Source organism: Devosia sp. Leaf420, from assembly GCF_001425445.1.
Classification (GTDB): Bacteria; Pseudomonadota; Alphaproteobacteria; order Rhizobiales; family Devosiaceae; genus Devosia.
Genome location: NZ_LMQU01000011.1, coordinates 328,276 through 339,950, shown reverse-complemented (window position 1 = coordinate 339,950; position 11,675 = coordinate 328,276). Strand labels below are relative to the sequence as shown.

At 60.7% G+C, this 11,675-nt stretch carries 10 protein-coding genes; 3 read left to right on the top strand and 7 right to left on the bottom strand.

The genetic code is table 11. The features are described 5' to 3' along the window. Window positions 1-98: 98 nt before the first annotated feature. Window positions 99-1,073 (top strand): aldo/keto reductase, encoded by a 975-nt coding sequence (locus ASG47_RS12565; protein WP_061909500.1) that lies wholly within the window; start codon window positions 99-101, stop codon window positions 1,071-1,073. Between the two features lie 21 nt (window positions 1,074-1,094). Here ASG47_RS12565 and ASG47_RS12560 read toward each other — a convergent pair whose 3' ends face one another. Next, window positions 1,095-1,601 (bottom strand): hypothetical protein, encoded by a 507-nt coding sequence (locus tag ASG47_RS12560; protein ID WP_061909498.1) that lies wholly within the window; start codon window positions 1,599-1,601, stop codon window positions 1,095-1,097. Between the two features lie 103 nt (window positions 1,602-1,704). Here ASG47_RS12560 and ASG47_RS12555 point away from each other — a divergent pair, with 103 nt between their 5' ends. Then, complete coding sequence (locus ASG47_RS12555; protein ID WP_061909496.1) at window positions 1,705-4,617, top strand: insulinase family protein; 2,913 nt, start codon at window positions 1,705-1,707, stop codon at window positions 4,615-4,617. Between the two features lie 64 nt (window positions 4,618-4,681). Next, entirely contained in the window at window positions 4,682-5,263 is a 582-nt protein-coding gene (locus tag ASG47_RS12550) for an exopolysaccharide biosynthesis protein (protein ID WP_061909494.1), read from the top strand. Between the two features lie 128 nt (window positions 5,264-5,391). On the opposite strand, the gene ASG47_RS12545 is transcribed toward ASG47_RS12550, so the two are convergent. From ASG47_RS12545 to ASG47_RS12525, 6 genes are all read right to left on the bottom strand, one after another. Next, a complete protein-coding gene (locus tag ASG47_RS12545; RefSeq protein WP_156464104.1) occupies window positions 5,392-6,819 on the bottom strand; it encodes an NAD(P)(+) transhydrogenase (Re/Si-specific) subunit beta in 1,428 nt (475 codons plus the stop codon). An 8-nt stretch (window positions 6,820-6,827) separates the two neighbouring features. Continuing rightward, on the bottom strand, window positions 6,828-7,190 hold the full coding sequence (locus ASG47_RS12540; RefSeq protein WP_061909489.1) for a proton-translocating transhydrogenase family protein: 363 nt from the start codon (window positions 7,188-7,190) through the stop codon (window positions 6,828-6,830). After that, complete coding sequence (locus ASG47_RS12535; RefSeq protein ID WP_061909486.1) at window positions 7,191-8,687, bottom strand: Re/Si-specific NAD(P)(+) transhydrogenase subunit alpha; 1,497 nt, start codon at window positions 8,685-8,687, stop codon at window positions 7,191-7,193. It lies immediately after the preceding gene. 62 nt (window positions 8,688-8,749) lie between these two features. After that, window positions 8,750-8,920: an aa3-type cytochrome c oxidase subunit IV gene (locus ASG47_RS20295; RefSeq protein WP_082460853.1), complete on the bottom strand. Its 171-nt coding sequence runs from the start codon at window positions 8,918-8,920 to the stop codon at window positions 8,750-8,752. 37 nt (window positions 8,921-8,957) lie between these two features. Continuing rightward, window positions 8,958-10,760: a M3 family oligoendopeptidase gene (locus ASG47_RS12530; RefSeq protein WP_061909484.1), complete on the bottom strand. Its 1,803-nt coding sequence runs from the start codon at window positions 10,758-10,760 to the stop codon at window positions 8,958-8,960. 65 nt (window positions 10,761-10,825) lie between these two features. Next, window positions 10,826-11,584: a sulfite exporter TauE/SafE family protein gene (locus ASG47_RS12525; RefSeq protein WP_061909482.1), complete on the bottom strand. Its 759-nt coding sequence runs from the start codon at window positions 11,582-11,584 to the stop codon at window positions 10,826-10,828. Window positions 11,585-11,675 lie beyond the last annotated feature (91 nt).

Here is an 11,675-nt window from a genome sequence, read left to right as displayed (position 1 = left end):
TCAGTGCCTTGTTTTCGAGCCCTTTTGGCGCCGAAAGGTGCTAAGCGGGCGCAAGACATCATGCGCCTGGGCGTGACAGACTTTTGGGGAGCTGCGGTATGAAAACGCGGATTTTGGGCAAGACGGGTTACGAAGTCAGCGAAATCGGTCTCGGCTGCTGGCAGTTGGGCGGCGATTTCGGGCCAGTGGGCGACGAAGCGGCTGGTGAAATTCTCGACGCCGCCAATGCGGCCGGGATCAATTTTTGGGATACGGCCGACGTTTATGGTGGCGGTCTCTCCGAAAGCCGCATCGGCGCCCATGCCAAGGCACCTGGCGTGCATGTTGCGACCAAACTCGGGCGCTCTGGATCGCTTTTCCCGAACAAATATTCCAAGGACAAGGTGCGCGAGAGCCTTATTGGCTCCGCCGAGCGCCTCGGCGTTTCGAGCCTTGATCTCGCGCAGCTCCATTGCGTGCCGACCAGCGTCTTGCAGGATGGCGAAATCTTTGCCTGGATGGACGAATTTAAGGCCGAAGGTCTCGTGCGCCATTGGGGTGCAAGCGTCGAGACGATCGAAGAAGGCCTGATCTGCCTTGAACAGCCGGGATGCGCCACCCTGCAGATCATCTTCAATCTCTTCCGTCAGGACGCCGCGGAAAAGCTTCTGCCGCGGGCAGCCGAAAATAATGTCGGCATCATAGTCCGCCTGCCGCTGGCCAGCGGACTGCTGAGCGGCAAGTTCGACAAGAACACTACGTTCGATTCCACCGATCACCGCAGCTACAATCGCGACGGCGAGGCTTTTTCAGTCGGCGAGACTTTTTCGGGCATCAAGTTCGAGCGCGGTATCGAACTGGTGCAGGAATTGAAAGGCCTCGCGCCCGAGGGCGTGCCGATGAGCCAATTTGCCCTGCGTTGGATTCTTGATCACCCGCAGGTGTCGACGATCATTGCGGGCGTGTCGAAGCCCGCGCAGATTGCCGACAATGTCGCGGCGTCCGAGCGCAAGAGCCTCTTCCCGGCGCTGATGAACCAGCTCGGCGACTGGTATGAAAAGACCGTGAAGCCGGAAATCCGCGGCGGGGTGTGAGCCCCGCCGTTTCCAAGCTTGTCACTCGCAGGTCTTGGGCAGGATGGCTTCCAATTCGCCATTTGCCGGTTTCAGCTCGCCGCTTTCGATGTGGAGGGGCTGATAGGGCGGGGCGTCCTGCACGGTGGGTTGGGCGAGGCGCAAGGTGTAGCAGCCGATGAATTGGGTGTGCTTGCCGGCCCCGTCGACGGCATCGATGGCCACGGGTAGCTTGTAATAGGTGCTGCCCGCGGCGCCTTCTTCGGTTTCCTCGCCGGTGAGAAGGGTGACGAATTCGGTGTTGGCATAGCCCTTCTTGAAGGTCTCGTAATCGGCCTTGGCCGCTTCATCCTCCGCCGAGGCGACAGTGTTCGACGCATAGTACGACCAGGCACGGAGATATTCCTTGCGGTCGATGGCGTTGTAGAGCGACTGGATCAAGGCGGTCGCGCTGGAGCGGTCGTCTTGATAGGTCGGGCTTTCCTGCGCTATGGCGGCTGTCATGGATATTCCGGTGAGGGCCAGGGCCAGAGTTGCAAATACTTTCATCGCGCATCCTCCAAAGATGTCTCACGGCCTTGCGACCGGGGTAGCGAAACAGCCAACGGCTAACTAGGTTATGCGGCAACAACAAGAAATTGAGAGTTCTCTGATGGCTTCCTCCCATCCCGCTTTCGAACTGGTGCGCGACGAAAAAGTTGCCGAGATCAATTCGCAGGCGCAGCTGTTTCGGCACAAGAAAACCGGGGCGGAGGTTTTGAGCCTCGTCAACGAAGACGAGAACAAGGTCTTTGGGATTACCTTCAAGACGCCGCCGGAGGATTCGACCGGGATCGCCCATATTCTCGAGCACTCAGTGCTCTGTGGGTCGCGAAAGTATCCGGTGAAGAAGCCCTTCGTGGAATTGTTGAAGGGGTCGATGCACACCTTCCTCAACGCCATGACCTTTCCGGACAAGACGGCCTATCCGGTGGCGAGCGCCAATCTCAAGGACTTTTACAACCTTGTGGATGTCTATCTCGATGCGGTGTTCTTCCCGCTCCTGACGGAAGACACGTTCGAGCAGGAAGGCTGGCATTATGAGCTCGAAAGCGCGGGTGCGTCGCTCGTTTATAAGGGCGTCGTCCTCAACGAGATGAAGGGCGTCTTTTCCTCGCCTGACTCGGTGATGCACGACCAGACGCAGCGGGCGCTTTATCCCGATACGACATATGGCAAATCCTCGGGCGGCGACCCGAAGGATATTCCGGCGCTGACCTATGAGCAGTTCAAGCGCTTCCATCAGACGTTTTATCACCCCTCCAATGCCCGCGTGGTATTTGCCGGCGACGACGCGCCGGAAAAACGGCTCGCCATTCTCGATGAGGTGTTCAGCCAGTTCGACGCCGCGCCAGTCGATGCCGAGGTGAAACTGCAGCCGCGCTGGAATGCGCCGCGGCAGGTGAGCGGCACATATGCCGGCCCAATCGACGCGGAAAAGCGCCGCGATGGCATGGTCAGCGTCAATTGGATGATCGATCCGCCGGAGGGCCGCGAGGAGACTCTGAGCCACGGCATTCTAAGCTATTTGCTGGCCGGGAACTCTGCCGCGCCGCTACGCAAGAAGCTCACCGAAAGCGGGATCGGCGAAAGCATGCTCGGCGGCGGGATTTCCACTTGGCTGAGGCAGCCCATGGCTGGCTTCGGGCTCAAGGGGATCGACCCTGCCGACGCGGAAAAGGTCGAAAAACTCATTCTCGATACGCTGGCCGAATTGGCGGAAACTGGCTTTTCCGAGGAGCAGCGAGAAGCGGCGCTCAATACGTTCGAGTTTCATCTACGCGAACAGAACACCGGCGGCCAGCCGCGGGGCATGAGCTATATGTTCACAGCGCTCGGGGCGTGGCTGCATGGCGGCGATCCGCTGGCGCCGCTGACTTTCGAGACCGCGCTTGAAGATCTGAAGCAGAAGGCTGGTCAGGGGCATTTCGAGCGTGAAATCCGCCGGCTGTTCCTCGACAATCCGCATCGCGTCACCTCGAAAATCGAAGCCGATCCGGAAAAGGGCGCCCGCGAGGCGAAGGCCGAGGACGACAAGCTTGCCGCTGTGCGTGCTGCCATGGACGATGCGGCGATCAAGGCGACGCAGGATCGTACCGAGCGGCTGAAGGCACTGCAGGAAGAGGTCGATCGGCCGGAAGATCTTGCGAAAATTCCGACGCTGACGCTGGGCGATCTCGACCGCAAAATTCGCACCATACCGACCGAGGAGAGCGATCTGGCGGGGGCGCGGTTCCTGCACCACGATTTGCCGACGCTTGGGATTTTGTACCTCGATCTTGGCTTTGATCTGAAGGTTCTGAGTGCGGATCTGCTGCCATACCTGCCGCTCTTTGGCCGGGCATTGCTGCAGACGGGTACGAGCAAGGAAGACTTTGTCAGCCTGACCCAGCGTATTGGCAGGACGACAGGCGGCATTGCCCAGCATCGGAGCCTGGCGACCAAACTCGACGATGGCGGCACGGCGGTCTGGTTCTTCCTCTCGGGCAAATCGGTGCCCGATAAGTTCGGCGATATGCTCGACATCATGAGCGATGTGCTGCTCGATGCGCGGCTCGACAATCGCGATCGCATTCGCCAGATGGCGCTGGAGGAAAAGGCGGGCTTTGAGGCCCGCATGATCCCAGCCGGCAATTCCATCGTCGACACGCGCCTCAAGGCGGGGCTTACGGAAGCAAGCTGGGTCGCCGAACAATTGGGCGGGATCAGCTATCTCCAGTTCCTGCGTAACCTCGTCAAGCGCATCGATAGCGATTGGGAGAGCGTTGAAGCGCGTTTCCGCCAGATCCGCGACACGCTGTTCAACCGCGGCCGCATGGTCGTCAATCTGACCGCCGATAGCAGCCTGCTTGGTGACGCGAAGTCTTCACTCCAAAGCTTTGTGTCGGGCCTGCCCCAGCGGGACACGGCTGAACAGGGTTGGGGTTTTGTTGCCGCGCCGAAATCCGAGGGTCTGGTGATCCAGGCGCAGGTGAATTACGTCGGCAAGGGCGCCAATCTCAAGGCGCTGGGCTATGATACTTCCGCTGCTTCGGCAGTGGTGCTGCGCTTCCTCAACACCACCTATCTCTGGGACAAGGTGCGCGTGCAGGGTGGGGCCTATGGCGGATCGAGCCGCTTCGATCTCTCCTCGGGCAATTTTGCCTTCCTCTCCTATCGCGACCCGAACCTCTTGAAGACCCTCGATGTCTACGATGGCGCCGCGAAGGCGCTGCGCGCCGGGATTGGCGAGACCGATCTGACGCGTTCGATCATCGGCGTTATCGGCGACAGCGATCGGCCCGAATTTGTTGATGCCAAGGGCTATTCGGCCATGTGGCGGCTTCTTACAGGCACGACCGACGCGATCCGCCAGCAGCGGCGCGATGAAATCCTAGGGACCAGCAATGCCGATTTTCTCGCACTGGCAGAGGCGGTCGAAGCAATCCGCGATAAGGGCCATGTCGTGGTTCTCGGCGGGGAAGCGGCGATCAGTGCTGCCAATGACAAGCGGCCTGGCCTGCTTGAAGTGACCAAGGTTCTCTAAAGCGCTACCCGGAACGCCGCATTCCTGTGCGGCGTTGCCCCTTTCAAAGGGAAAGGGTGGGACGATGAGCGAAGAGGGCACACTCGGCCGCCTTGTGCGAAAGGTGGATGAGCGAGCAAAGGCAGGTGAGGCCGTTTCGATCGGCCTCATCCAGGAGATCGCCGGTCAACGCGCGGCCGGGCCGATGCTGCTCATTCCGGCGCTGATCGTCATTTCTCCGCTCAGCATCATCCCGGGTCTGCCGACGATGATCGGCCTCAATACTATCCTCGTTGCCGGGCAAATCGTTCTCGGGCGCGATCGGATCTGGCTGCCAAAGTGGCTGCGCGAGCGGTGCATTTCGGCCAAGCATGCTGAAAAGCTCTTGAAGTTTCTGCGGCCGGTGAGCCGCAAGGTCGATGGTGTCGTCAAGCGTCGGGCCAAGGTGCTGACCTCCATGCCGATGCGGCGGATCGGGGCGGTGGTCTGCGTGCTCGTCGGCATGATCATGCCGCTCTTGGAATTTATCCCGTTTACCTCGACCTGGGCGGCGACGATCATCGCGGTCTATGCGCTGGCGATTACCGCGCGCGATGGGTTTTTGGCGCTGGCCTGGATGGGGCTTGTGGGAGGGGCAGTGACGATCGCCTTGGCCTTATTGACCTGAGAAGCAATCAATCCCGCCAGATGTCATCCCGGCCTTGAGCCGGGATCCATCTTAAGATCTGGGGATGGGCCCTCTGCCTTCGCCGGGGTGACAATCGAGCGCTGGGGAAGTGCAGGTGACCTACCGGGTCAGTGCCTCAGTCCCTTGACGATATCTTCCGTGACCTTCTTGGCGTCGCCGAAAAGCATCATGGTATTGTCGCGGAAGAACAGTTCATTCTGGACGCCGGCATAGCCGGCGGCCATGCCGCGCTTGATAAAGAGCACGGTGCCGGCATCTTCGACATTGAGCACAGGCATGCCGAAGATCGGTGAGGTCTTGTCGGTCTTGGCGGCTGGGTTGGTGACGTCATTGGCGCCGATGACGAAGGCGACGTCGCTCTGGGCGAATTCAGAGTTGATGTCTTCGAGTTCGAAAACTTCGTCATAGGGGACGTTGGCTTCGGCGAGCAGCACGTTCATGTGGCCGGGCATGCGACCGGCGACGGGGTGGATGGCGTATTTGACTTCGACGCCTGCGGCTTTGAGAAGGTCCGCCATTTCGCGCAAGGCGTGCTGGGCCTGGGCGACGGCCATGCCATAGCCGGGGACGATGATGACTTTGCCCGCATTTTTCATCAGGAAGGCCGCGTCTTCGGCAGCACCCTGTTTGACCGGGCGATCTTCTTCGGCCCCACTGGTAGCAGCGGCGCTATCGCCCCCAAAACCGCCGAGGATGACCGAGATGAAGCTGCGGTTCATCGCCTTGCACATGATGTAGGAGAGGATGGCGCCGGATGAGCCGACCAATGCGCCGGTGATGATGAGCGCGGTATTGCCAAGGGTAAAACCGATGCCCGCGGCGGCCCAGCCGGAATAGGAATTGAGCATGGAGACGACGACGGGCATGTCGGCGCCGCCGATCGGGATGATCATCAACCCGCCGAGAACGAGGGCGAGCAGGGTAATCAGCCAGAAGAGCGCGGGATTAGCCGTGACGGTAAAGGCCCAGACAAGCGCCAGCAGCACTATGGCGAGGACGATGTGGATGAGATGACGCGCGGGCAGAATGATCGGCTTGCCGCTCATATTGCCATTGAGTTTGGCGAAGGCGATGACGGAGCCGGTGAAGGTGAAGGCGCCGATGGCAACGCCGATCGACATTTCGATGAGCGCCTGGGCGTGGATGGTGCCGATGGCGAGGCCGGTCAGCGGATCGATGTCCACGATACTAAAGGCTTCTGGCGCATAAAGCGCGGCAGCGGCGACGAAAACGGCGGCGAGGCCGACGAGCGAGTGGAAGGCGGCGACAAGCTGGGGCATGTCGGTCATCTTCACTTCGCGCGCGATATAGGCGCCGATGCCGCCACCGAGGCCAAGGCCCACGATGATGAGGAGCCAGCTGACCCAATCGCTGGGCGCAGCGACTAGGAGGGTCGTGACGACGGCGATGGCCATGCCAACCATGCCATAGAGATTGCCCTGGCGGGCGGACGAGGGGCTCGACAGGCCGCGCAGCGCGAGGATGAAAAGCACGCCGGAGACGAGATAGAAGATGGCGGCGATATTGGCGTCGATCATGACCTTCAGCCCTTCTTCTTATACATCGCCAGCATGCGCTGGGTGACGAGGAAACCGCCAAAGATGTTCACACTGGCAAAGACCAGCGCGATGAAGCCGAAGAGTTTGCTGACCCAGCTTGCGTCCGTCGCGAGATGCACGCCGACGGCGAGCAAAGCGCCGACGACGATCACCGAGGAAATGGCATTGGTGACGCTCATGAGCGGCGTGTGCAGCGCCGGGGTGACGCTCCAGACGACGAAATAGCCCACAAAGATGGCGAGGACGAAAATGGCGAGGCGGAAGGTGAAGGGGTCGATGGCGCCGCCGAGCGCCCCATGGGCGATAGCGGTGGTGGTGTCAGCGATCGTGCCTGCAGTCGTTTCCATTTAGAGCTCACCCTCCGGCTTGACGATGGGCCGCCTTGTGGCGGGCTTTTTCTTGGGCGCGGGATTGGCCGCATCGGGTGTCAAAGCAACTGCGGCGGCCTTGCGGGCGACGGCTTTCTTGGCAGCGGGGCGCGAGCCTGCAGGGGCAATGGCTTCAGGTGCGATTGTTGCCGCCGCCTTTTTGCGCGGGGCAGGATTTGCCACGGGCTCGTCAGCCAGCAAGGCAACGGGCTTGGCTTTTGCTACCGCCGGCTTGCGTGGCGCGCCGGCTTTGATCGGCGCATCCTTGGCCACCAGTTTCCGGCTTGGCGTTTTTGGTTCCGGCGCGGCTACGGCGACCGGTTCAGCGGAGACGGCAGATGTTGCTGTGACTGTGGTTGCAAAATTGGGATGCACCACGGCGCCATCGCGGGTCAGGACCGTCGCCTTGACCAGTTCGTCGTCCCAGTTGATCGCGAGTTTTTTCTCCGTCTTGTCGATCAAGGTTTCGATGAAGGAGAGGAGATTTTTAGCATAGAGCTGGCTGGCGGTCGTCGGAATGCGGCTCGCGAGATTGGTGAAGCCGAGGATTGTCACGCCACTATGCTCGACGATCTCGTCAGCACGGGTGAGTTCAACATTGCCGCCACGCTCGGCGGCGAGATCGACGATGACCGAACCGGGCGCCATGCTTTCGACCATCGCGGCAGTGACCAGCTTTGGCGCCGGACGGCCGGGAATGAGCGCGGTAGTGATGACGATATCTTGCTTGGCGATATGGCCGGCGACGAGTTCGGCCTGAGCCTGGCTTTCAGCGAGCGTCAGCTCGCGCGCATAGCCGCCGGTGCCGGAGGCGTCTTTGAGCGCATCGGTCATGATGAATTTTGCACCGAGCGAGCCGACCTGTTCGGCGGCGGCAGCGCGGACGTCGGTCGCTGATACCACGGCGCCGAGACGGCGCGCCGTCGCGATGGCCTGAAGCCCGGCAACGCCGGCGCCCATGACAAAGGCCTTGGCAGGGCGAACCGTTCCGGCGGCGGTCATCATCATCGGCAAAGCGCGCTCGAAATGCGCGGCGGCTTCGATGACGGCCTGATAACCGGCGAGATTGGCCTGGGAGGAGAGGATATCCATGACTTGCGCGCGGGTGATGCGCGGCATGAACTCCATGGCGATGGCGGTAACGCCGGCCCCGGCAAGGGATGCGATCTCGGCCTCATTGCCGTAGGGGTCGAGGCTGGCGATCAGAAGTGCGCCGGGATTGGCTCCAGCGAGAGCTGCGGCCGCTGGGCGGCGCACTGCAAGGATCAAGTCGGCCTGCCAGACGGCTTCTTTCGCCGATGCGGCTACCGCCGCGCCGGCTTGAGCATATTGATCGTCGCTGATGCGGGATTTTTGGCCCGCGCCGGTCTCGATGCTCACATTGGCACCGAGCCCGATCAGTTTGGCGACGGTCTCTGGCGTCGCGGCGACGCGGCTCTCGCCTGTCGCCGTTTCCCGCAGGATCGCAAGTTTCATGAAAATCTCCTCCCGCCTGCCAGGCGGGCAGGCAATTCCATGGCCTGCTGACTGAAACCCCTTTAGGGGCGGATCACGAAGAAGAGGATGATCAGAAGGGCAGCCAGCAGATAAATGGACCACTTCACCGAGACGATGAAGCCATTATAGGTCTTCTCGTGTTCGACATAATCCATCGCCGATTCCAGGACGGGCTGCGAGTGATGCTCGGGGTGGTGGTGATTGGTGGCCATGTATTCCTCGAAATAGCGTCGTTTATAGGTGCAGAGCTTAGGGCGAATTTGCCTCAAGCTCGTCAATCAGCCCTTCGATCATGGAAAGGCCGAGCGTCCAGAAATTGGGGTCTTTGGCATCGAGCCCGAAAGGCGCCAAAAGTTCGGAATGATGCTTGCTTCCCCCAGCCTTGAGGAGCTCGAAATAGCGCTCCGCAAAGCCCTCACTCGATTTCTCATACTGTGCGTAGAGCGAGTTCACAAGGCAATCGCCGAATGCGTAGGCGTAGACATAAAAGGGCGAGTGAATGAAGTGCGGAATATAGGTCCAGAAGATGTCGTAGCCTTCATTCTGGATGATCGCATCGCCCAAGGATTCTGACTGGACGTCGAGCCAGATCTGGTTGATTTCCTCGGTGCGCAGCTCGCCCTGGCGGCGGGCGGTGTGGACACGGCGCTCAAAGGTATAGAAGGCGATCTGGCGCACGACGGTGTTGAGCATGTCCTCCACCTTGGAGGAGAGGAGCGCGAAGCGCTGCTGCTTGTCCGTGGTCTTGTCGAGGAGCGCGCGGAAGGTCAGCATTTCGCCAAAGACCGAGGCGGTTTCAGCCAGGGTCAGCGGGGTATTGGCAAGGATCGGGCCTTGTGCTGCGGCAAGCCGCTGGTGGACGCCGTGGCCCAGTTCATGGGCGAGCGTCATGATATCGCGGGTGCGGCCGAGATAATTGAGCATGAGATAGGGATGGGCGCTTGGCACGGTGGGGTGCGCGAAGGCGCCCGAGAGCTTGCCATTGCCGGTTGGCGCGTCGATCCAGCCCGAATTGAAGAAGGGCTTTGCGACTTCGGCGAGATCGGGCGAGAAGCGGCCATAGGCGTCGAGGACGGTCGAGACAGCCGTGTCCCAGTCCCAGATGCGCTCGTCGCTCGTCGGTAGCGGAGCATTGCGGTCCCAGGCATTGAGCTTGTCCTTGCCGAACCATTTTGCCTTCATCTTGTAATAGCGATGCGACAGACGCGGATAGGCGGCCTCGACAGCGGCCTGGAGCGCGTCGACGACTTCGCGCTCGACCGAATTGGCCATGTGGCGGCTGTCAGCAATGTCTTCATAGCCGCGCCAGCGGTCGGAGATTTCCTTGTCCTTGGCGAGGACATTGGTGATGTGGGTGAAAAGGCGGCCGTTGGCCTTAAAGGTTTTGGCGAGGGCTTTGAAGCCGGCTTCGCGCTTGGTCTCGTCGCGGTCGGAGAGCAGGTTGAGCGTTGATTCAAGATTGAGCGTTTCGCCATCGATCTCGAATTCAAGGCTCGACATGGTTTCGTCAAAGAGGCGGTTCCAGGCGGAAAAGCCGGTGACGGATTTGTCGTGGAACAGCTCTTCGAGCTTGTCGTCGAGCTGGTAGGGCTTGGCTTTGCGCAGTTCGGCAAACCAGGTCTTGTAGCGGCCAAGTTCGGGATCGGCGGCCAGGGCGGCGTCGAGCGTTGCATCGTCGATGCGGTTGAGTTCGAGTTCGAAGAAGAGGACGCGGGTCGACAGGTTCGTCAGCGCCTCGTTGGTATCACCCATGAACTTGGCGCGATCAGGATCGGTCGAGCGCTGCGCATATTGGAGGAACGAGAAAGATCCAATGCGGCCGGTGAGGTCACCCAGAACTTCGCTATCCTTGATCGCCTTGATCAACCCGCCAGAAGCGGTGAGGTCGGCGAGCTTGCTCTTGTAGTCGGCCTCGAATTTGGCGGCGAGCGTCTTTGCTTCTTCGAGCGCTGCCTTGAATTCGGCGCTGTCCTTGCCGGGATAGAGATCGTTGAGGTCCCAAACCGGGAGATTGCCAAACTGGTTGTGGCCTTTTTGGGCAGCAGCGCTCATGCGAACTCGACTCCGAAGCTTTTATTTGGGGCGGACCTTAGCGAGCTTGGTCGGGGCTGTGAAGGTCAGCCCGCCAGAAGCCGATTGGTGCCGTCCCAGATCAGTTGCAGGGCAAGCAGGAACACCAGCCAATAGGCGATGCGATAGAAGAGTTTCATCGAGATGCGGCGGACGAGATAGATGCCGAGGAAAACCCCGATAACCCCCACGGGTGCGAGAGCGGCCGAGAGCGTCAGGTTGTGGACGTTGAGCTGGCCAAGGAAAAAGTAGGGGATGAGCTTGGCGGTATTGACGATGGCAAAGAACACCGCCGTCGTGCCGGAATACACCAAGGGCGGGAGTTTGCGCGGCAGGACGTAAATCTGAAACGGCGGGCCACCGGTGTGGGAAATGAAGCTCGTAAAGCCGGCGACGCCGCCCCAGAAGGTCCCCCAAGGCTTTGAGGGTGGCAGGCCTTCGAGCTTTTTGCGGATCGGGAACACTGCGTCGATGACGAAGAGCAGTGTAACAACGCCCACCATCAGCAGCACGACCGCATCGCTGACAAAGGCCCAGAGCGCCCAGCCAAGCAGGGTGCCGATTGCGGCGCCGGGCAACATAATCTTCAAGATATTGCGGTCGAATTCCTTGCGATACATCCAGACCGCAACGGCGTCCATGCAGAGCAGCACCGGCAGCATCATGCCCGCAGCGTCGCGCGCCGGCATGACCAGCGCCAGGAGCGGCACGCCGACGACGCCGAGGCCACCGAGGAGCCCGGCTTTGGACAGGCCAACAATCAGCACCGCGATGACGGCGACAGTGACGAAAACGGGGTCGATCATGGAAAGGCGAATCCGGCGGGAAGAGGTTCTATCCCCACTCCCAAGCGACAGCTTTGTCAATTGCTCCACACACATTCGCGCGAGGGGGCGG

What these genes read in the sequence shown, in the direction of transcription:
- ASG47_RS12565 (WP_061909500.1), top strand. Translation starts at nt 99, where the DNA reads ATGAAAACGCGGATTTTGGGCAAGACGGGTTACGAAGTCAGCGAAATC.
- ASG47_RS12560 (WP_061909498.1), bottom strand. Translation starts at nt 1,601, where the DNA reads ATGAAAGTATTTGCAACTCTGGCCCTGGCCCTCACCGGAATATCCATG.
- ASG47_RS12555 (WP_061909496.1), top strand. Translation starts at nt 1,705, where the DNA reads ATGGCTTCCTCCCATCCCGCTTTCGAACTGGTGCGCGACGAAAAAGTT.
- ASG47_RS12550 (WP_061909494.1), top strand. Translation starts at nt 4,682, where the DNA reads ATGAGCGAAGAGGGCACACTCGGCCGCCTTGTGCGAAAGGTGGATGAG.
- ASG47_RS12540 (WP_061909489.1), bottom strand. Translation starts at nt 7,190, where the DNA reads ATGGAAACGACTGCAGGCACGATCGCTGACACCACCACCGCTATCGCC.
- ASG47_RS12535 (WP_061909486.1), bottom strand. Translation starts at nt 8,687, where the DNA reads ATGAAACTTGCGATCCTGCGGGAAACGGCGACAGGCGAGAGCCGCGTC.
- ASG47_RS20295 (WP_082460853.1), bottom strand. Translation starts at nt 8,920, where the DNA reads ATGGCCACCAATCACCACCACCCCGAGCATCACTCGCAGCCCGTCCTG.
- ASG47_RS12530 (WP_061909484.1), bottom strand. Translation starts at nt 10,760, where the DNA reads ATGAGCGCTGCTGCCCAAAAAGGCCACAACCAGTTTGGCAATCTCCCG.
- ASG47_RS12525 (WP_061909482.1), bottom strand. Translation starts at nt 11,584, where the DNA reads ATGATCGACCCCGTTTTCGTCACTGTCGCCGTCATCGCGGTGCTGATT.